General features: G+C 41.6%; 17 protein-coding genes and 1 other RNA gene. 5 read left to right on the forward strand and 13 right to left on the reverse strand.

What is annotated here, in order from left to right; genetic code table 11:
* Positions 1-74: 74 nt before the first annotated feature.
* A complete protein-coding gene (locus LPH68_RS17160) occupies positions 75-2,801 on the reverse strand; it encodes a transglutaminase domain-containing protein (RefSeq protein WP_151923741.1) in 2,727 nt (908 codons plus the stop codon).
* 324 nt (positions 2,802-3,125) lie between these two features.
* On the opposite strand from LPH68_RS17160, the gene LPH68_RS17165 reads away from it, so the two are divergent.
* On the forward strand, positions 3,126-3,263 hold the full coding sequence (locus LPH68_RS17165) for a hypothetical protein (protein WP_004301914.1): 138 nt from the start codon (positions 3,126-3,128) through the stop codon (positions 3,261-3,263).
* Between the two features lie 93 nt (positions 3,264-3,356).
* Positions 3,357-4,535 carry a C1 family peptidase gene (locus LPH68_RS17170; protein WP_004301913.1) on the forward strand — a complete coding sequence of 393 codons (1,179 nt, stop codon included), beginning with the start codon at positions 3,357-3,359 and terminating at the stop codon, positions 4,533-4,535.
* Positions 4,536-4,695: 160 nt separating this feature from the next.
* Here the strand turns inward: LPH68_RS17170 and LPH68_RS17175 are convergent, their stop codons facing one another.
* The 3 genes from LPH68_RS17175 to dinB all read right to left on the reverse strand — a co-directional run bounded on the left by LPH68_RS17175 (position 4,696) and on the right by dinB (position 8,960).
* Positions 4,696-5,397: a DUF4627 domain-containing protein gene (locus tag LPH68_RS17175; RefSeq protein ID WP_004301912.1), complete on the reverse strand. Its 702-nt coding sequence runs from the start codon at positions 5,395-5,397 to the stop codon at positions 4,696-4,698.
* 59 nt (positions 5,398-5,456) lie between these two features.
* Positions 5,457-7,391: a heparinase II/III family protein gene (locus tag LPH68_RS17180; RefSeq protein ID WP_151923742.1), complete on the reverse strand. Its 1,935-nt coding sequence runs from the start codon at positions 7,389-7,391 to the stop codon at positions 5,457-5,459.
* Between the two features lie 477 nt (positions 7,392-7,868).
* Complete coding sequence (gene dinB, locus LPH68_RS17185) at positions 7,869-8,960, reverse strand: DNA polymerase IV (RefSeq protein WP_004301910.1); 1,092 nt, start codon at positions 8,958-8,960, stop codon at positions 7,869-7,871.
* 216 nt (positions 8,961-9,176) lie between these two features.
* Between dinB and LPH68_RS17190 the strand changes: the two genes are divergently transcribed.
* A complete protein-coding gene (locus LPH68_RS17190) occupies positions 9,177-10,604 on the forward strand; it encodes a DUF4419 domain-containing protein (protein ID WP_004301909.1) in 1,428 nt (475 codons plus the stop codon).
* Positions 10,589-11,731 (forward strand): YhcG family protein, encoded by a 1,143-nt coding sequence (locus LPH68_RS17195; RefSeq protein WP_074726650.1) that lies wholly within the window; start codon positions 10,589-10,591, stop codon positions 11,729-11,731. The genes LPH68_RS17190 and LPH68_RS17195 overlap by 16 nt, the downstream gene beginning before the upstream one ends.
* Before the next feature lie 198 nt (positions 11,732-11,929).
* Here the strand turns inward: LPH68_RS17195 and ssrA are convergent.
* Positions 11,930-12,326: a transfer-messenger RNA gene (gene ssrA / locus LPH68_RS17200) on the reverse strand.
* A gap of 183 nt (positions 12,327-12,509) precedes the next feature.
* Here ssrA and LPH68_RS17205 point away from each other — a divergent pair.
* Positions 12,510-13,691, forward strand: coding sequence for a lactonase family protein (locus LPH68_RS17205; protein WP_052588018.1), 1,182 nt, complete (start codon positions 12,510-12,512; stop codon positions 13,689-13,691).
* 43 nt (positions 13,692-13,734) lie between these two features.
* On the opposite strand, the gene LPH68_RS17210 is transcribed toward LPH68_RS17205, so the two are convergent.
* The 8 genes from LPH68_RS17210 to LPH68_RS17245 form a co-directional block, all read right to left on the reverse strand.
* Positions 13,735-14,373 carry a M23 family metallopeptidase gene (locus tag LPH68_RS17210; RefSeq protein ID WP_004301906.1) on the reverse strand — a complete coding sequence of 213 codons (639 nt, stop codon included), beginning with the start codon at positions 14,371-14,373 and terminating at the stop codon, positions 13,735-13,737.
* Positions 14,374-14,401: 28 nt separating this feature from the next.
* Positions 14,402-15,067 carry a B3/4 domain-containing protein gene (locus LPH68_RS17215; protein WP_049703270.1) on the reverse strand — a complete coding sequence of 222 codons (666 nt, stop codon included), beginning with the start codon at positions 15,065-15,067 and terminating at the stop codon, positions 14,402-14,404.
* A 50-nt stretch (positions 15,068-15,117) separates the two neighbouring features.
* The gene (gene pgeF, locus LPH68_RS17220) at positions 15,118-15,930 is read right to left on the reverse strand and encodes a peptidoglycan editing factor PgeF (RefSeq protein WP_151923743.1); all 813 of its coding nucleotides are present in this window, start codon (positions 15,928-15,930) and stop codon (positions 15,118-15,120) included.
* The gene (obgE, locus tag LPH68_RS17225) at positions 15,927-17,090 is read right to left on the reverse strand and encodes a GTPase ObgE (RefSeq protein ID WP_004315272.1); all 1,164 of its coding nucleotides are present in this window, start codon (positions 17,088-17,090) and stop codon (positions 15,927-15,929) included. Before obgE ends, pgeF begins: the two co-directional genes overlap by 4 nt.
* Positions 17,091-17,179: 89 nt before the next feature.
* The gene (locus LPH68_RS17230; protein ID WP_004301902.1) at positions 17,180-17,749 is read right to left on the reverse strand and encodes an adenylate kinase; all 570 of its coding nucleotides are present in this window, start codon (positions 17,747-17,749) and stop codon (positions 17,180-17,182) included.
* 59 nt (positions 17,750-17,808) lie between these two features.
* A complete protein-coding gene (gene hpt, locus LPH68_RS17235) occupies positions 17,809-18,345 on the reverse strand; it encodes a hypoxanthine phosphoribosyltransferase (RefSeq protein ID WP_004308350.1) in 537 nt (178 codons plus the stop codon).
* A 40-nt stretch (positions 18,346-18,385) separates the two neighbouring features.
* Positions 18,386-19,930, reverse strand: coding sequence for a peptide MFS transporter (locus LPH68_RS17240; protein ID WP_004325025.1), 1,545 nt, complete (start codon positions 19,928-19,930; stop codon positions 18,386-18,388).
* A gap of 206 nt (positions 19,931-20,136) precedes the next feature.
* A complete protein-coding gene (locus LPH68_RS17245; RefSeq protein WP_004301899.1) occupies positions 20,137-20,361 on the reverse strand; it encodes a winged helix-turn-helix domain-containing protein in 225 nt (74 codons plus the stop codon).
* Positions 20,362-20,658: the final 297 nt, after the last annotated feature.

The raw sequence follows: 20,658 nt of genomic DNA on the forward strand, positions 1-20,658 counted from the left end.
GCAAACGTAATCATTCTTTTCCGAAAAAACGCATTAAGGGCAAGAATTAACGATTATTGTATACCTCCTCTTTTCTATAACCCATGTACAACTTTCATCAATTGCTCACCCAAACCGATTGTATATCCTTGAGAAACAAAGACTACCCTATTAAATGTATCTGCAATGATAAATACCGGCAGAATAGAATTGTTCAAATTCATAGCCTGCACTATTTCTTTGCGGATGCTGTCATCGACATCAATACCGTAGGTGATGGTAGACGGAAGTCCTTTAAATTCGTCGGCATTAAATTTCTTGTATTGTTCTTCCGAAGGGAAAAGAAAGACCATCTTACGCCCCCATTGTTCGAAGTCATTGCCCAAAGCGGCTATATCTCTTAGCGCATGATTGGTAGGTTCCTGCCCTACTCCAAGCACAGCTACTACAAAATAACCACGTCCACAGGTTTGCAGAATACTCCGCTGTTCAGTGCTGTCAACCGGACGATAGGTCGCTTCCGAATTAAAATTGCCGATCACTTGCACCTGATCTTTGCTTTCACGCATCACAAGGTCAACGGTGGTTGTCTTACCGGGTTCTATAGTAAAAAATGTACTGTTGGAAAGCACCGCGCCACTTGCCAACCGAGTTCCGGTCACCATCATATAATAGCCTTCATCAAGCTCTCTCCCATATTTTAATAAATTACGCCAGGTAGTTCCATCCCCCATATCCGTCTCTCCCTCGTCATAATTAAGTAACTGGAATGTGCCGTTTTTAAACTTGGAAAGAGTGAAATGCGAATAATATTTAGGATCTTCCACAGAACGGATAGGCGTGTAAGTCGCTTGTAACACTCCCTTTCGAGACTGTGCAGCTTCTGCCGTATCGAAGTTGACATCTTCCTTTGCAAATTCTTCATTTAGAATCTGCACCTTTCCGGTCACTTCATCAATCCAGGCAGCGGACGCCCATCCCATGCTCCGGTAAGCTGCCACAAAAAATATATCACGCGACTTTTCATCAGCCACCCGTGCTTTCCATACTCCCATCGGAGAGATAGGAATCTGTTGAGAATTCAGTTCATTATTGATTTTAATCTCTTTTCTGCACCATTCTATTAATACTTTGGGATCACGTTTCATGCTATCGGGCACAGACTGGTACACTGTTTTTTCAATGGCTTCACGAAGTACCTTTTTATAAGGAGTCAACATTTCATTGGCTATACGAGGAGGATTGAGGTACATTCTTTTAAATAAATCAGTCTCTATCTTCTCCCAATCCGAGATATTAGTCAGCAGATGATCATTCAATACATCCAGAGTTACATCGCGGAGATCTTTAGCCGAAAGACTCTCTAATATCCATATAGCCCGTATTTCTTCCCATGAAACAGCGTCTTTCTCTTTTCGGATAGGCGAAAGGAAGTCTTTCAAGGTTTGGTGGTTTCCTCGCGAAGCAACCAGGAAGTTTACTAATTTTTCTTTCTTTTCCGATTGTAAGGTATTTCCATATAGTTTATCTATCCACTCTTTGGCCTGTTTTTCCGTCATCATTGTTGCTACATACGCATTGCGGATTGAATCTTCCTGCGCCATCCGCCGATCATTTTCCGCCCGTTGTTCGGGAGTGACTTCGGGAATATTCGCTCCTTCCACCGGAGGTACAAGATCCATTGGCAAGGAATAGGCTTCACCTTCTTTCCTATTTAAAGAGAGTTGCAATGCATCATCTTTTCCAAATGAGATTTTGGCATAACCAAATTGTCCGTTGCGGGATGCCCAAACCAACATATCTCCTTTACCGGCAGTCAGGCTGGCTTTCCCCTCTGCATCTGTATATTTCGTGGCTACTGTATAGAACTCCGCATAATTGTATATCTTAAATTCGACTTTGGCATCTGCTACCGGTTGACCGTCGGCATCCGTCACCGTTACGATAGCTTTGGCAGTAGGGGCATAATTATCAATCACATTGATTTCCGTATAATTCGGTGTTTCAAGCATAATCTCTTCCGGACCATTGTAACGTCCGAAAACCTTAGTATGCATCAACATTCCCCGACTGGCAGGGGAATTAAACCATCCTAGGTTCAAAACCGGTTCCGGTTCACAAGCTCCAAAGAAGTACCAATGTCCATCCGCCCATGCTTCCACCCAAGCATGATTGTCATCCGTATGCGCCCAGCGGGGCGTATACACTTGCCGTGCCGGAATACCGACTGCCCGGAGCGCAGCCACCGTAAATGTAGACTCTTCGCCACAACGTCCATACGCTGTTTTGACAGATGCCAATGGTGAGCTAGTGCGCGCATCACTCGGACGATAGACCACTTTCTCGTGACACCAGTGGTTCACTTCCAATATCGCGTCTTTCATCGGCAGTCCCTTCACCCTGTCTTTTAGTTCACCATAAAACACACGACGGGAATCATCCAGATTCTCGTTATTCACTCGGATCGGCAGAACAAAATGACGGAACACTTCATCGGGAATCTCTTTGCCCCAAGGCATCTCGTCACGTGTCTGCTTCGACAGCCGGACATTCTCCAAGTAATAATCTCCCGGATAATCCGTCACATCCCCTATCGGCATATAAGCGTAGAGAAACATCAATGCTTCGCGCTCGTAGACTGACAAAATAGAATCGGCAAAGATCGCAAATAAATCTCCATGAGGAAGTGCCTGTTTTTTCTGCTCAAAGTCTTGAGCTACTTGATTCCGATAGGATTCTTCTTTGAGGAAGTGAGCATTGTTACAAGCAAACAGTACAATCGACAAAATCAGGACGCACAAAAGATGGATGAATGTTTTCATATAAGTGTTTGGTTTATTCTATTAATAAGGTTGCTGACTGACAAAAATAAAAGAATATTTTCTGAATACCTAGATAAGTACATAAAAATGTGATAGATAAGAATAATATTGTCATTGATGGGAAAATCCGGGAATTTTGTAACAGGTTTGTAATATAGACCGTGTTCGAACCCTTATAAAAAGAAAATTCAAAAGAAAAAGAAGATTTTTATGTTTTACAGCATATAATTCGAAAACAATTTGTATCTTTGCAGTGTTATTAGAGAAAACAAGATGTAAAACCGCTCTTCAAAACGTGGAGGGCAAAAAAAGAGGAAACAAATTATGAAAAAGAATGCAAATGAAAAAATTATGATGTTACAGTACCGTATTAAACGCTATCAAGCAATGGGAAATGGTGCCATGTGCCAAACATTAAACGGTAAACTTCAAAAACTGCTGTCACAGCAGGTTGCCATGTAAATAAACACACTAATTATAATAAATAGAGCGAGGAACTTTCGAGTATCTTCGCTTTTTTTATACATTTGCAGAAGAAAGATAATAAAACACATTATGAAAAAGCTATTTATGTCGGTTGCGCTCCTCTTATTGGTCGTAACCTCTTTTGCACAAACACCTGGTTATGAGTTCACAACCGTTGTGTCCCACCAAGCAACGCCTGTTAAAGATCAGGGTTCCACAGGAACCTGTTGGTGCTTTGCCACCGCTTCTTTCATGGAGTCGGAACTGCTCCGAATGGGAAAAGGAGAATATGATCTCTCGGAAATGTTTATCGTCCGCCAAAAGTACATGAATCAGATGGAGGACAATTATCTCCGTCGTGGTAAAGGAAGTATCGGTGAAGGAAGTTTGGCACACACTTTCAAAAACGCATATAAGAAAGCGGGAATCGTTCCGGAAGAAGTGTACACCGGATTGCTGGGCGATAACAAAGACCACAATCACGGAGCATTGTCACGCTATCTCAAAGCATTGGTAGACGCAAATATTGAATCTAAAAAGCGTACTCCGCAATTTGATGCGCTTATTAATAATCTGTTCGATATTTATCTGGGCAAGCTTCCTGAAAAATTTACTTATAAAGGAAAAGAATATACTCCTCAATCTTTCACAGAAAGTCTGGGATTGAATATGGATGATTATGTTGAACTGACCAGCTTCACTCACAAGCCTTATTATGAGACATTCTCACCTGAAGTTCCCGACAACTGGGAAAACCAGCCAATGTATAATCTTCCGTTGGACGAACTGATCGGGGCTATCGACTATGCACTGAACAAAGGATATACCGTATGTTGGGACGGTGACGTAAGCGAACAGGGTTTCTCTTTCAAGAACGGAATCGCCATTAATCCGCAAGTGGAGGATGTGAAAGATTACTCGACTACCGACCGTGCCCGTTTTGAGAAAATGCCAAAATATCAACGAATGGACGAAGTGTTCAAGTTTGAGCATCCTTATCCGGAAATCAACGTAACACCGGAAATCCGTCAGGATGGTTACGAGAAGTTTGTGACAACTGACGACCACCTGATGCACATCACCGGTATTGTGAAAGATCAGAATGGTACTAAATATTATATCACCAAGAATTCCTGGGGAGCGGAAAGCAACAAATCCGGAGGTAATCTGAATATGTCTGAAAGCTATGTACGTGCTAAAACAATCTGTGTGATGGTACACAAAGATTCTCTGCCTAAGGAACTGAAGAAGAAACTCGGTATTCAATAAATCGCATGAAATCAGTCCCGAAGGGAGATTGACAGTTTCATACATTTATTTATTCGGAACTCTCCATTATATTCATATAACAAAAGAAATAGGGCAACGAAGTATCACTACTTCACTGCCCTATTTTTTTGTTAACCTACTATATTAAATCCTTTGCTCTTTATTTCTTTTTCAATGTTACGTCGCTGATTTCTACAACGCCGCCTTTGTTCTGGGAAAGAATAGCCACATAACAATCTTTCAGAATGGCAGCATCATCGTCTGTATCAGATACTTCCAAGTTAGCATTTGCTTTCTTGCTACTAATTGCATTAACCACTTGTCCCATATCATAGTAAACCACTACTTTAGTCCATTTACCGGCATCTTTAATTTTAAAATTGTATTGTGCGCCCGAAGCATTTGGTTGAGCATCTGCGTCATAGTCTCTACGCATGAAGAAAGTAGTATTGTACTTACCATTATCATTCTTTTCCTCATTGGTCTGTTTGATGTATACACTGACCGGAGTTCCTGCTTCTTTAGCTTTTGCATAGAAAGTAAGAACATAGATACCTTTGTCCAAACCATCGGTAATACGTTGTCCCAGGAAAGCTTTATACCAAGAGAGAGTCTTTTCAGCACCGGAGTTATCCAATTTCATTGCATTCGGATATTTGGCATCTCCTGTTTCTTCCCAGGCAATAGTAGTTACACCGTCAGCTTCATTATTCATGATAAACCACTCTCCTGCGGTAGCTTTATTGGCATTAGTCACTTTAGTCTTTACTTCAGTGGCGAATTTTTCGTTTTTTATCAGGTTCTGCGCACTTACGCTTACTCCTGCAAGGACCAAAAGCCCGGCAAATAATACTTTTTTCATCTTACTGTGATTTAATTGTTTATACTTTATTTTTTCTAGCTTTAAAAATCTATTTCATCCTACTTCACTTGTTGAATAACAAATCCATATTTACCAGTCACTTTCTTTTCTTCAGTCTTTAGTGTGATGCGGTAAATCTCTTTGCCCCATACGTTAGACAGGCGCGGATCATCCAGTTTGATTGTTTCCAGTTCGGCCTTAAACTGTGATGGATAGTTCATTTCCACCTTTTGTCCCTTTACTTCGATGCGGATTTTTCCGGCTGACGGGAAAGTCACATTGCCCCAAGTTAAAAAGTTCATTTGATTAGGAACAATAGCCTCATCCAACATATAAATATCACCAATAATAAGTTTTTTATCATCAAGAGCATAAGAGCGAACCCAGCTTTTCACTTTCGCTTCTGCCGGATAAGCAGTAGCTATATCCGTAGAGAACATCCGTTTCTTCTCATTGCAAACGGTATTGGTAGCTTTATACTCCTGCCCGAATTTCTGCGGTACTCCGTTAATCATCGGCAAGTTATGATAGTTGCTCTGCATGGTCCAGATGGTATAGCGGTCCTTGCCGAACGTCTGTTTGGTATATGTACCTACACCGGCATCAATAATCACAGGAATTGTATTTACATATAAAGAAAAGGTTCCTACATCGTTGTGGTTATGGCTTTCGTTATTAAATCCGCCTTTAGCGGCAACAAACATACCGTTTTTGTTCTTCATATAGCAGAATTCCGTCTCGGGATACCAGGTTACATCCGGCATATCATGTTTCGGAGTTGCTTTTGCCAGCTCATTACAGCAAAGTAGAGATTGAAGCGAACGAAAAGCGTCGTTGCCCATGGTAGCATACGGTTTTCTTCCTTTCAACAGGTATGCGGCAAAATGCATCATTTCATCGCTGTTTACAGCTTTACCGAAGCGATAGATTAACAAAGGATCGCCCCCGCCTTGTGCCGATGCATCAGCAAAATTCACCACCCAGCCATTGCCCACGTATGAGCGGGACATATATTCTCCCATCCGGCGAATCATCGGTTCATTGAACAGAGACAGTTTACCGCCTGTGCCATCAGAGAGTATCTGCAAATAGTCATAGAGCTTTCCGGCGGCATGTCCCCAGTAAGAGGTTCCCTCCTCACAGGCACCATCGGATTTCACGAAGTTGATAAACTTATCGACTGACTGCATGGAGCGATAAACAGCTTTCGCTAACTTATTCTTATTGTTCTCCATCAGTAAGAAACATTGCAGGGCATTGGAGTTACACCAAGGATTCCAGTTGTTGATGATTTCTCCCGGTTTCCAGTTAAAAGCCATCCACCACATTTCGTCGTCGTTCATATACGGATCGAGAATACGTTCTTTGATTGCTTTACGCATTTGCAAGGATACCACAGGATTGATTTTGTCGAATGGTTTGCGGAAGAAATAGTGTACCCAAGCCATTAAAGCTCCGTATCCGCCTGAACCGAGGTCGATAATCTGTTCGCGGAAGTCGGGAAGTGAACGTTTGCTACTCTGGCGGGGCAAGTGTGCGGATAGAACCCATGAATTCATTTCACAGCTCATATATGCTCCGTTCAGTAATTGGTCGATAAAACGTCCTTTCCCTTCGGCCAGTTCGGCGAGCATCAAGGCGTTAAGTGCCTGGCGGTTGGCGTCATAAGGAACTTCCATTATTTTACGGTTACCGCTACGTTCATATTCCAGATAAGCAGTGGCAGGTATCAGTTGCCATTTATAGTCGAGGAGTTTTTCACCGGCTTCGATGAGGCGTTGCTTATTGGGACCCATCAAAGAATCCCAGGCGGCACGATCTGTATAAGCAGGATAAGGCACCCATGCTTGTTTCATTACCAACACGTTTTTCAACGTAGTTTCGTCTGCCGCTTTTTGCAGCATATTGCGTTCGGTGTAAGCGCTTGCCTTGAAAGAAAAACTTCCTAAAGCTGCTAGTAAAAGAACACAAAATAAATGTTTCATTCGATTCATGGTATTTTCATTCATTTAAGTATTGCAAAGATAACGTATCTGATAAAAAATGAGGTGAGTAAATCATACGAACCTGATGACAAAAAAGTACATACTTCAAAAATAGTACTCTTAATTGCTATATTTTAGGCTTTTAAGTCATTATAAAAGCAATTTAAGTCATTGTAGAAACAATTTAAGTCACTATAAAAACAATTTAAGTCACACGGAAACCGGGTTTTCATTTCGGAAAAACAAAGATGCAGTTTTAGAAAATAGAGGCTCCCTTTGGAGAAAATAAAGGTTCTATTTATTCCAAACAGAGGCTCTGTTTAGGGCAAATAAAGGCTCTATTTTATTTCAAATAGAGTATCTGTTTTACTTCAGACAAAGTATCTGTTTGGATATTCAATCCTCTTTCTTTTTTCATTCTTTGATTCTCTTCTTTTTCATCCCCTATTCTTTCCTCTTCATTCCTCTATTTCTTCCTCTTCGCCTTCAATCCCAATCGCTAAATTCAAAGCTCAACTGTTCCCAAACACCGTGTTGTTCATCGGCTTCCTCTTTTGGATTGGAGACGGAAAGACCGATGAGCCGGATTGGATGTTGCTCAAATTCGACACTTTTAAGCAATTCTTTTGCAAGTGGGAGTACCCGGTCTAAGGTGGTGAGTTCCTGCGATTGAGTAAGGCTTCGGGTTATCTGGCTAAAATCATGAAACTTGATTTTCAGGGTAAGCGTGTTGCCTTTGAAGTCTTTTCGCTGAAGACGTTCAATCAGCTCTACCGCCACATGGTATAGTTCGATAATGACCGATGAACGGGCTGAAATATCACGTTCCAATGTACGTTCGCAGCCAATGGATTTACGGATACGAATTGCTTCGACAGGGCGTTCGTCAATTCCTCGTGAGCACTCATAATACAGTGCGCCGGCTTTCCCGAAATGGGCTGTCAGCATTTCAAGAGAGCATTTCCGTAGTTGAAGTCCATTGTGGATGCCAAGTAAATGCATCTTCTTTGCAGTCACCGGACCCACTCCCCAAAAAGATTCGATAGGAAGACGGGCTATAAAATCAAGGGCTTGTTCCGGATGAATGGTGCATAAGCCATCCGGTTTGCGATAGTCCGAAGCTATTTTAGCCAGAAACTTATTATAAGAAACTCCGGCAGACGCAACAAGGTTGAGTTGTTCCCGTATCTTCTGCTTTATTTCCTTTGCTATATCCACAGCCAGGGAAATATCTTTCTTGTTTTCAGTGACATCCAAGAAAGCTTCATCCAGAGACAGAGGTTCGATGATATCCGTATATTCGTGGAAAATCTCATGTATCTGACGGGAAACGGATTTATAAACATCCATCCTGCCAGGTACAAAAATGAGTTGGGGACAAAGACGTTTCGCCTTTTGCGAAGCCATAGCGGAACGGACACCGTAACGCCGGGCTTCATAGCTAGCAGCAGCCACGACTCCCCTCTCTTCTGCATGACCTACCGCTAAAGGCTTGCCACGAAGTTCTGGATTATCACGCTGTTCTACAGAGGCATAGAAGGCATCCATGTCGATATGTATAATCTTTCTCTGCGTCATTGTTTAGGATTAGCAGAGCAAACTTACTATAAATTCCTGAATAAATCCTGCTTATCGGTTCAAGAAATAATATGCTTATGATTTTTATAGATATAAGTCAAAAAAACATTCAATATCTTGTCAAAGACAGTTCTTATAATATTATATTTGCATATCGTCTATTCAAAATATAGAGGTAGTTAATAAGTTTGTGCCACCATACAACTCTTTAAGATTATGAAAAACACATTATTTTGCTTATTCATATTTTGCAGTGTTTCCACATTCGCTCAAAATGGAATCACTTTTAAGGTCGAAAAGCTTTCAAAGCCTGAAGAATTACTTCATCTAGACTCCCCGAATGAAATTTACGAAAGTCTTATATTATCAGATATGAACATAGAGCCTTATGAGATAAAAGAGAAGAATATCAAGGTTCCTTATCATATCATTGCAAAGAGCGAATCTCCCGACAGTCTCGTTTCTTTTGGCCCTAATTCTTTTTTCAACGGTATGTATCAGGCTTATGCGGATCACAGGCCATTTGTATTGTCCCCGGACATGATTTGGCTATTAATCAGCCAGGGATTTGCACGCCATATCAATGCCAATCAGGAATCTATGAGAAATGAGCTTGTTGATTTCTCCGGCAAACTATCCTTAATTATAAGAGAAGACAAAAAATTGGAGGACCCTACTCTTTCATGGGAGGAAATCTTCCCGCAATTTACAGAACAAATATCCCAATACACCGGTAATCATCTGACCGAACTGCTCACCTGCAATTTTTCAACGACTACCTCTTTAGAGAAAGTTGCTTCCGAAATAACAATCATGGAGGCTGTAAAACCTTATTTTGAGTTTATAATCATACGCATTGTCTGTGGAATACCTGAAATAACTCTCGAAGGAACACCAGAGGACTGGGAAAAACTACTGCACAAAGCCAGAGGCTTGAAAGAATACAAACTCGATTGGTGGATTTCAGAATTGGAACCTCTTTTGGAAGAATTTGTCAAAGCATCCAAAGGAGAAGTTAATAAGAACTTTTGGCGCAACATGTTTAAATATCATTCACAGAAACGATACGGAGCCCCAAACATTATTGATGGATGGATCGTGAAGTTTTTCCCTTATGATAAGGAAGGGAAAAGAAATTATCTGAAACAGCTTGAAGGCAAAAATTGTCTCCCTGATGAGATAGTGAAGGTAGATGTAAAGTATCAGGAAGTATATGGCGACGCTGTCAAAGAAACTCCATTAGAATTTTGGGCAGGTTTCATCGGGTTAGAACAAAACAGCAAGACTTTTGCTCTGCGACCGCAAATTGGTTGGATGGTCAGGAAGAAAGATGTTAACAAGGAAGGATTAAAAAGTAAATTAAGTGCTGATGCTCAAAAGGATGGCTGGGGAAGCGGCATCAATATCAGAGTAAAAGAATTTCCGGCTGTACTGTTGGAGCTCAAAGAAATAAAAAGGTTGGATATCCAATTTATCGATACAATTGATATACCGGACGAAATATCAAAAATAAAAATCGGATCGTTGAGTTTATATGGAAAGATTACTAAAGAGGAAATAGAGCGTATTAAAAGATTATTGCCTGATACGGATATAAAAATAAATGGTTCGCGAAGTGGGAGTGCTTCATTTATGACTCCATAATAAAAAGAGGCTATCCAAAAGCCATAAGTCAGATTTCAAAGGCTATCAAGATGCACTATCCCGAAAAGAAAGGATATTCAGCGAGAAGCCTTACCTATATGTGTCAGTTTGCCCGAACATACCCACTAGAGATATTACAAAGAATGCTTTCTTGTGACAAGGTGTTGAGAACGCCAACAATCCCCAATATGCTATCCTTGACTGATGAACTGAACTGTTTACCAATTACGCAAGAACCTCTTGCGCAATTTCAGACAAATATATTTCAATCAAAAGAATTTACGCAAGAGCCTCTTGCGCAAATTCAAAAGATAGACAAGACAATCTCCGCAATGCTGCAAACATCCATTGATGATATTGAAAAGGATTTTGTTTGTTCCCCCATTTCAAAAATAAACTGGACCAGTCATGTGATACTATTGGATAGCTCATTACCCTTAGGAAACAAATATTGGTACATGAAACAGTCCGTTGAAAACGGATGGAGCAGCAACGTATTAAAGATACAGATTGAGACTAATCTGTTCAAACGGCAGATAGAAACACAGAAAGTCAACAATTTCACAAAGACCTTGCCCACCCCTCAAAGTGACTTAGCCAACTATTTGCTGAAAGACCCGTATATATTCGATGTAGCAGGTACAAAAGAACTGGCAGATGAAAGGGATATTGAAAAACAGCTTGTAGAACACGTCACAAGGTATCTATTGGAAATGGGGAACGGCTTCGCCTTTGTAGCCAAACAGAAACATTTCCAAGTCGGGGACAGCGATTTTTATGCAGACCTTATCCTATACTCCATAAAACTTCACTCCTATATAGTCGTAGAATTAAAGGCTACTCCATTCAAGCCAGAATATGCAGGGCAATTGAATTTCTACATCAACATCGTAGACGACCAGTTGAGAGGTGAAAACGACAACAAGACAATAGGATTGTTGCTCTGCAAAGGTAAAGATGAAGTAGTGGCACAATATGCCCTAACGGGCTATGCACAGCCCATAGGAGTAAGCGACTACCAGCTAAGCAAAGCCATTCCCGAAAATCTGAAATCCGCCTTGCCAAGTATCGAGGAAGTGGAGGAAGAATTATCACAGCTACTCGATAACAAGAAAGACGAAAAGTAATCCGATCAGTCCCGTTGTGACAGTCTTGACATTTAAGCCGTCTGCCACCTATACAACGACCGATTCGACCCGAGCATTGACGAACAGATGAATATCACAGAAAATAGAAATATTAAATAAAACAAAAACACCCCGCTTTACATTATTAGGATGTAAAGCGGGGTGCAAATCTCATAAAACACTAGAAATCAGCATTTAAAGTGGAGCTGCGGGGGATCGAACCCCGGTCCAAACGAGGAAATCATAAGCTTTCTACATGCTTATCTTTGCCTAAATTTTCGTGCAGGAACAGAACCAAAGCCATCAATTCCTGCCTTATCCTCTAAAGTTTCATCAAAAGTGCGAGGCCGCCTTTGACTATCCCCGATGTAACTGCACCACTGAACCGGAATGCTTCGGAGCAACAGCTTCCGAGTGATGTCTCGTCCTGGCACCTAGTGCCTGGATTAAGCTAATCTACTGTGATTCGATTAAGCAGCAAGAGCGTAATTAGTTTCGCCAGATAAAATTTTGATAACTGATATTTAAGTGGAAATTACCGACCCACTGCATGCTTACCTACCATTTCTGCCCGCTGTCAAATCCAGTCAACCCCAAATTTTTATTCGTACAGAATAGCGATTGTTTAGAACGCTTTCCAAGAGTGCAAAGATAGGAAATGTTTTCTAATTTACGAGAAGACGTTAGCAAATATTATATCAAAGCACTATCTTTACGGAGCTATTTTATATTTAAGATGAAAAAGCATCATGAAAAATCAACCAATAATAAGCTACTTATGATTAAGACATATCTATCTAAAACATATATATTCAAAGCATTTGCCGCTGTTTGCATATTCGGAATCAGTATCAGTGGCTGTACTTCTAAAAAAAAGACTCCTATGGAAACAACCGATACAACGGAAAACGAACTAACCATGTTGGTGGGTACTTACACATCAGGAACCAGTAAAGGGATATATAGCTACCGCTTCAATGAAGAAAACGGGACTGCCACTCCCTTAAGTGAAACGGAAATTGAAAATCCTTCTTATCTTGTTCCATCTGCCGACGGAAAATTCGTCTATGCAGTCAGTGAATTCAATAGTACGCAAGCTGCCGCCAATGCATTTGCCTTCAATAAAGAAAAAGGTACTTTGCAACTATTAAATTCACAGCAAACGGGAGGTGAAGATCCCTGCTATATCATCGCCAGTGGAAATAATGTGATAACCGCCAACTACAGTGGCGGCAGCATTTCCGTTTTCCCTATCGCAAAAGATGGCTCGCTCCTACCCGCTTCCGATATTATACAATTCAAAGGTACGGGAGTAGACAAGGAACGACAAGAGAAACCGCATCTGCATTGTGTCCGTATCACTCCGGATGGTAAATACTTGTTTGCCGATGACTTGGGTACAGATCAAATACATAAGTTTATCATTAACCCAGCTGCAAATGCAGAAAATAAGGAAGCATTTCTGAAAGAAGGATCGCCTGCTGCCTCTAAAGTGAAAGCCGGTTCGGGTCCCCGTCATCTGACTTTCTCGCCAAATGGCCATTACGCCTATCTGATTAATGAGTTATCGGGCACAGTAATCGCTTTTGAATATAAAGACGGAGATTTAAAAGAGATCCAGACAATCGCTGCCGATACGGTAAACGCACAAGGAAGTGCTGATATTCATATCAGCCCGGATGGTAAATTCCTGTATGCCAGCAATCGTTTGAAAGCAGATGGTATTGCCATATTCAGTATTCACCCGGATAACGGAATGTTGGCGAAAGCAGGCTACCAACTGACAGGGATTCATCCACGCAATTTCATCATCACGCCTAATGGCAAATACTTGTTGGTTGCTTGCAGAGATAGCAATGTGATACAAGTTTATGAAAGAGATGCAGATACAGGACTATTAACAGATGTACAGCAGGATATTAAAGTAGACAAGCCGGTCTGTATAAAATTTGTGCCATAATTTGTCATAATCTCCCGGCTATTCATCAACTACTGATAGCCCTTTACTTTTTATTTTGAGCAATCCGATTGTCAGGAATTTGAGTCTTCACAACGATTTTACTCCCGTTCTTGGTACACTTGATACATTCTTTCCGCAATGTTCTCTCTTTTAAGTCAAAAATGAGATTCGGATTAAAATGTTGCCCGTTAATACGGGTTTCGAAGTGTACATGTTCGGTAGTGGCACGACCGGTACGTCCTGTCAGCCCGATAGGTTGTCCGGCTTTTACGACATCACCAGTTTTAACCAGATTCTTGAAATTGTGGCTATAAAGTGTTTCCAATCCGTTAGCGTGGCGGATTACAACGATATTTCCATAGGCATAATAGGGTTTCGACATACGCACCACTCCATCAAAAGCAGCACGAATCGTATCTTTTGCACAGGTCTTAATGTCTGTTCCTGAATGTCCTCCGCGAGTTCCATAGGCAGAGATTACTTTTCCTCCGGGTAATGGGAAAGCATATTCGTGATCTTTCAGAGAATCCAAATGCAGATAGATATGATTGCTTTTAGCAAATAATCCGGGAGTAGCTACCCGTACATCAGCCATTTCGCGGGCAGAGAAGGAGGATTTATCCTGCCCGGCGGCAGTCAGTGGCAATAATAAAACTGTCAGTAAGATAAGTATGTTTTTCATGTCTTTTTTCTTAGAGCACTCATTCTAATTATTCGAAGAATACGATTTCGCCTCCATCCGATTCTGTATAGTTTCTTAATAAGGTCTGTATCATTTCAACAGCTTCTTGCAAACCTTCTTTTCCGTTATAACCGTTGACTATGGCTAGGATATGAGTAGTTTCGAGGTCCATCTTCGTACGTTCATGGTCGCTTGTCGGGGTTCCGATTCCGCCGAAAGAATCACGATATACAGGTAATCCTTCGATATTCAATACCCCGCGTCCGATACCTTCAAACGGTTCTCCTGCTTTGCCGATACCGAGTTCAAGATGCGTACCTTGTATTTTGTCCGCGTCAAAACCACCGATCGAATGTCCCGTACGAAGAGACACAAGGTTGATAAGGTCTACCAACGTATCAATCTGATATAAAGGAATTCCACGCATCAGGCGGCGGCGTAGAGCTTCGGCTGACGGGCGGTAACGTCCGGGGTCTTTGCCACAACGTTTATAAGCCTCACGGGTAGCAAAGATAACGGGTTGATGTTTGATGTCTTCCATCTGTGTTGTGGAAGTCAGTTGCTTGGTAAAAGCGTCGATTTCCTGCCAAAGCCCTTCGCTGTAAGCTGTATTTTTCACAACAGCATACACAGCGGCTCCGGCAAAAACCGGACATGCGTCTTTTATTTCTTTAGATACTTTTATTTCAAACATAACTTATCATAAACCAATCATCAGCGTCCTGCAATAACAGACACCAATTATTACTTTCTAATCATTATTCCCGACAATGTACGACCGGAATCTATTCCCAGTCTACGTGCAGAGAAGAATTCATCATGATGAATATAGGTACAGATTCCGGCCACTTCTATCTGTTCTGCAGGCACTCCGAGATTCAGTAATTCAATCCGGTTGGCTTCCCACAAATCAATATGATATTTGCCTGTTTCTTTCTTCTTCATAGAAATGAGAGACATATCGAAGCCGCTTTCTTCAAAAGCATCATACACCTCATCACCTACTTCAAATGATTCGAGCGAAATGCTCGGCCCGATGCAAGCTATCACATCTTCGCCTTGCGTCCCGAACATCTTATTCAAGTGGTCCATCACATGACTGACAATATGCTTCACCGTTCCCTTCCATCCGGCATGAACGGCAGCCACAACGTGTTGTTTTTTGTCGTACAGCAATACAGGAACACAATCCGCTGTCGTGACACAAACGCAATATCCCGGCACATTAGTTATCAAGGCATCCATTCCTCGCAGAAGTAGCCGTCTCATTTCCAATGATTCTTTAAAAAATGATTCATTGATAATCAGACTGGCACAGCCATGATTCTGTTCAGGAATAAATAATTCCTTTATCTGATGATTCATGCACTGAAACAACCAGCTCTGATTACGATTGACGTTCATGCATGAGTCGTTGGTATAAGGCGAACAGTTGAAAGAGCCGTAAGCTCCGGTGCTTATACCTTCGTGGCGCGTAGTTACGAAATGAGCTATTTCGGGATATGCCTCCAGTAACTTATATCCCTTCAACTCGTTATGTTTTGTAAGTGAAATCATTTTTCTTCCCAATCTTCTTCTTCGTATTCATAATCGATATCATCGTCATCGTCGACATCTTCCTCATATTCATAAACGATGTCTTCATCTTCGCCCATGTCTTTGAGTTCCTGTTGCAGACGGGTCACGTCTTTCGGACGGTGAACGATGTCCTCTATCTTATTGCTTTCCTTGTTCAGTTCTTCCCAAAGGATGTCTTTCAACACCGAGATGCCCAAACCGGAAACAGAAGATATGAATACATGTGGAATGCCTTCCGGCAATGTAGGTTCAATCTCGTCCATCAACTCCTGATCGAGCATATCACTTTTGGTGACAGCCAACACACGTTGCTTGTCCAACATTTCAGGATTGAAGGTACGCAGTTCGTTCAGCAAGACTTCGTATTCTTTACGAATGTCGTCGCTGTCTGCCGGAACCATAAACAGCAGTAATGAATTACGCTCGATATGACGCAAGAAACGCAGTCCCAAACCTTTTCCCTGACTGGCACCTTCGATAATACCCGGTATGTCCGCCATCACAAAGGATTTTCCACCGTGATAGGAAACGATACCCAAGTTGGGCTCGAGCGTAGTAAACGGATAATCGGCAATTTTCGGTTTGGCAGCCGAAATGGAAGAAAGCAAAGTTGACTTTCCCGCATTCGGGAAACCTACCAGACCGACATCGGCAAGCAGTTTCAGCTCCATGATAACGGTCATTTCCTGCATCGGCTCTCCCGGCTGCGCAAAACGCGGAGCCTGACGGGTGGCCGTCTTGAAATGCCAGTTACCCTGACCGCCGCGACCGCCTTTGAGCAAAATAACTTCCTGTCCGTCTTCTGTTACGTCACAAAGATACTCCCCTGTTTCGGCATTATAAACTACCGTTCCGCAGGGTACTTCTATTATTTTATCCGCACCGTCTTTTCCGAAGCTACGTCCTTTGCTCCCCGATTCACCATGACCGGCCATTGCGTGACGGTCATACTTCAAGTGCAGCAATGTCCAGTAATTACGGTTACCGCGCAAGATGATATGACCTCCTCTTCCACCATCGCCCCCGTCGGGACCTCCGTTAGGACAATATTTCTCGCGCCTCATGTGCGTAGAGCCTCTTCCGCCCTTGCCCGAGCGACAGTATATCTTTACGTAATCAACAAAATTCGATTCAGCCATATTTTTTTAAAGAGTTAAAGTAGTCAGTAGTTAGAGCAGTTAATTAGAACACTCCGGCTACTGACTTATTTATTTATAATATTGTATTATTACAATTTATCTACTGCTTCGCAGATTTCAGCGAAGATACCTTCCATAGTACCCAAGCCGTTGATGTGTTGGTATTTCTTTTCGTTCTTGTACCAGTCGATCAGTGGAGCAGTCTGTGAATGATATACATGCAGACGTTTCTTGATTGTTTCTTCGTTATCATCAGCACGACCGGAATCCTTGCCACGTTTAATGAGACGTACCATCAGTTCTTCTTCCGGAACATCCAGATCAACCATTACAGAAACGTCCTGTCCTCTTTCTGCCAACATTTTCTTTAATGCTTCTGCCTGTGCAATTGTTCTTGGGAAACCGTCGAAAATTACACCTTTGCTATCTTTGAAGCTGTCGAATACGCTTGCCAGAATATCAATCATTAATTCATCAGGAATCAATTGACCTTGGTCGATGTAACCTTTAGCTGTTTTACCCAGTTCTGTGCCATTCTTGATTTCAGCACGCAATACATCTCCTGTCGAGATGTGATTGATTCCATACTTTTCTACGATACGTTCGCTCTGTGTTCCTTTTCCTGAACCCGGAGCACCGAAAATTACGATGTTCAACATTTTGTTATTTACAATTTAACGATTTACTATTTACCATTTAAACTGGTACCTATTTAATATTAATCTACTACTGTATAAATATCGGGATAATTACGTCCGAAACCATCATAATCCAGTCCGTAACCTACGATAAAGTCGTTCGGGATTTCCATCGCTACATATTCAATGTTGAGGTTTACCTTGAGCTTTTCAGGTTTCACCAACAGAGAAGCGATATGAATAGCTTCGGGATTGCGTGTACCTAATGTTTCGAGCAGTCGCTGCATCGTCAGTCCTGTGTCTACGATATCTTCTACGATCACAATGGTACGTCCGGCAATGTCTTCATTCAGGCCGATTACCTCTTTAATCACTCCGGTGGAAGTGATGCCCTGATAAGAAGCCAACTTCACAAATGAGATTTCACAAGGGATGGTGATGTGCTTCAGTAAATCAGCGGTAAACATGAACGAACCGTTCAACACACTAAGGAAAAGCGGATTCTTACCTGCTAAATCGCGGTTAATTTCGTTCGCTACGCGAATCACTTCTTTCTGAATTTCTTGTTCCTTAATAGAAACGGTAAACAATTTGTCTTTTATCTGAATGGTATCCATAACCGGTAATTTAAAAATAACCTTGCAAAAATACGATTTTTTATTCTACCCCGTGCATCATCTTCTGTAATTTCTTCGAGAGAAGGAACAGAATCAACGAAGCAACACCGGACATTACGACGAATACCATAAAGAAATCATACATGGTAGCAATCTGATAACCAAAGATTGACTTCACTTTTCCGGCTTCCGGATAGAGTCCGCTCAACATTCCCGCAAATTTATTGGCTGTGGCAGTAGACAGATACCAGATTCCCATCATCAGGGAAGCGAAACGCAGCGGACTCAATTTATTTACCATTGAAAGTCCGATAGGCGACAAAGCTATTTCACCCATGGTATGAATAAAGTAAAGTCCTGTCAGCCAAATCATGCTCACTTTCACTCCGGGAACAGCATCTTTCACTCCGAAACAGATGAAAAGATAACCTAAAGAAAGGAGTAACAAACCAATCGCTTGTTTGGTAGGAGAAGCGGGTTCCATCTTTCGTTTGTTCAGGAAACCCCATACACCCGGCATGATATATGCCAGGACAACTACAAACAGGGGATTGAAGGATTGAAACCATGAAGCCGGCATTTCCCAACCGAAAATGTCACGATTCGTCTGTTCGGACGCAAAAAGAGTTAAAGAAGCTCCCGCCTGTTCGTAGGCTGCCCAGAAGAAGATGACAAAGAAGGCTACTATATAGATAACGAAAATACGGCTGCGTTCTATTTTGGTCAATGAACCGTCTAACAGGATCAGAACAGGGAAAACAATGCAGGCGGTAAAAATGCCGATACTCACCCAATCGCCTTCAAATGCATAGTTAAAGAAGGCTATTAAAGCAATGGTAAGAATTGTGATTACAAGGGTATTACGTACTTTGGTACGTTTGTCCATCTTCGGGTGTGAGATATGGTCGGCCTTGTCTTCTTTCTTTTCACGTTTAGCATCGGGGATAATACCAATCGGTTCTCCGGAAGGAGAAAAAAGATATTTATTCTTTTGAGTCTCGAAAAGAACAACGGTGAACAGTGTCATGATTCCGGCTGCAAGAAATCCCCATTTAAAGTCATGCGGATCACCGGTATCACCCAGATAACCACAAATCAAAGGAGCAGCAAAAGAGCCTACATTCACTCCCATATAAAAAATGGTGTATGCAGCATCCAGCCGCCTGTCTCCGGGTTCGTAGAGCTGACCTACCAGAGAAGAGACAGTGGGTTTGAAGCAACCATTGCCCAGAATCAAGAAGCCTAGTCCGCCATACATCATCCAGTGGGCAAGGTTTGTATTATCTAAAGTGGAGGCACTCATAAACATCAGGAATTGTCCGACTGCCATCATCACCGCTCCCCAAAACACGGAACGACGGATTCCCCAATATTTATCGGCAATGTATCCGCCAATCAACGGGGTTAAATAAACTAGTCCGGTATAGCTGCCGTAGATGGATGCTGCCGCTTCTTTGTCAAACAATAATGCCTGCGTCAGGAAAAGAATAAAGATCGCACGCATACCGTAGTAACTGAAACGTTCTGCCGTGCTTGTCGCGAAAATCAGATAAAGGCCTTTCGGATGCCCTTTCAATGCACTCATGAATTTATGTGTTTAGTAGTTTATGGGGTGCAAAGGTACAGAAAAAGTAGATTAGATGCTTCAAAAAAAGAAAGTTCTTATCAAACAGGGTAATAGGGGGAATAGTAAAAACGAGCATAAAAAATCCTACTGATCCACTTCATTACTTTTTTAGCAGTGTAAATAATAAAGTGGAGATCCATCTTAAATGTAGGTTAGCTACCACCTTAGCCAAAAGTAAATTCGACATTTTCGATACTGGCAAAAAGCATTCCTTCTCTTTTCCTCAAAAAGATTTTGTCTTCTCGGGCCAGCCAACCAATAGCGAGAGCTACGTCTTCAAACGTCAAACTTAATTCACGGCACAAATCGAACATTGAAAGTTCACCTTTTTCATTTAAGATGCGCCATACTTTCCCGGCATTCAAGCCAATTTTTGTCTTTTCCATCATGCAAACTTTAGAAGATTAAACAATCCGTTATTTAGATTCTAATTCATTGTGAGCACAGGAAATTAATGTGATGCACATTATCTATCTCCAAAGATAACATTTTTATCGGAAACGGCAAATAATCAAAGGCTTAATCAGGGGAACCGCATTAAAAATTTGTTTAAGAAGGTATGGCGATAAACTAAACACAATTTCCATCCGCGCCTCTACAGAAAAAGATTTGGTTCTTAATCAAATTCCGTGCTACTTATTTATGTTCAATAACCTTATTCATGGCTATTCCGGGGTACTTTAAGA

The sequence above is a fragment of the Bacteroides sp. 1_1_30 genome (assembly GCF_020982715.1).
GTDB lineage: Bacteria > Bacteroidota > Bacteroidia > Bacteroidales > Bacteroidaceae > Bacteroides > Bacteroides xylanisolvens.

Bases quoted from the DNA above. Each gene is read 5' to 3' on its own strand.
- LPH68_RS17160 (WP_151923741.1), bottom strand. From the start codon at position 2,801: ATGAAAACATTCATCCATCTTTTGTGCGTCCTGATTTTGTCGATTGTA.
- LPH68_RS17165 (WP_004301914.1), top strand. From the start codon at position 3,126: ATGAAAAAGAATGCAAATGAAAAAATTATGATGTTACAGTACCGTATT.
- LPH68_RS17170 (WP_004301913.1), top strand. From the start codon at position 3,357: ATGAAAAAGCTATTTATGTCGGTTGCGCTCCTCTTATTGGTCGTAACC.
- LPH68_RS17175 (WP_004301912.1), bottom strand. From the start codon at position 5,397: ATGAAAAAAGTATTATTTGCCGGGCTTTTGGTCCTTGCAGGAGTAAGC.
- LPH68_RS17180 (WP_151923742.1), bottom strand. From the start codon at position 7,391: ATGAATCGAATGAAACATTTATTTTGTGTTCTTTTACTAGCAGCTTTA.
- dinB (WP_004301910.1), bottom strand. From the start codon at position 8,960: ATGACGCAGAGAAAGATTATACATATCGACATGGATGCCTTCTATGCC.
- LPH68_RS17190 (WP_004301909.1), top strand. From the start codon at position 9,177: ATGAAAAACACATTATTTTGCTTATTCATATTTTGCAGTGTTTCCACA.
- LPH68_RS17205 (WP_052588018.1), top strand. From the start codon at position 12,510: ATGATTAAGACATATCTATCTAAAACATATATATTCAAAGCATTTGCC.
- LPH68_RS17210 (WP_004301906.1), bottom strand. From the start codon at position 14,373: ATGAAAAACATACTTATCTTACTGACAGTTTTATTATTGCCACTGACT.
- LPH68_RS17215 (WP_049703270.1), bottom strand. From the start codon at position 15,067: ATGTTTGAAATAAAAGTATCTAAAGAAATAAAAGACGCATGTCCGGTT.
- pgeF (WP_151923743.1), bottom strand. From the start codon at position 15,930: ATGATTTCACTTACAAAACATAACGAGTTGAAGGGATATAAGTTACTG.
- obgE (WP_004315272.1), bottom strand. From the start codon at position 17,090: ATGGCTGAATCGAATTTTGTTGATTACGTAAAGATATACTGTCGCTCG.
- LPH68_RS17230 (WP_004301902.1), bottom strand. From the start codon at position 17,749: ATGTTGAACATCGTAATTTTCGGTGCTCCGGGTTCAGGAAAAGGAACA.
- hpt (WP_004308350.1), bottom strand. From the start codon at position 18,345: ATGGATACCATTCAGATAAAAGACAAATTGTTTACCGTTTCTATTAAG.
- LPH68_RS17240 (WP_004325025.1), bottom strand. From the start codon at position 19,930: ATGAGTGCATTGAAAGGGCATCCGAAAGGCCTTTATCTGATTTTCGCG.
- LPH68_RS17245 (WP_004301899.1), bottom strand. From the start codon at position 20,361: ATGATGGAAAAGACAAAAATTGGCTTGAATGCCGGGAAAGTATGGCGC.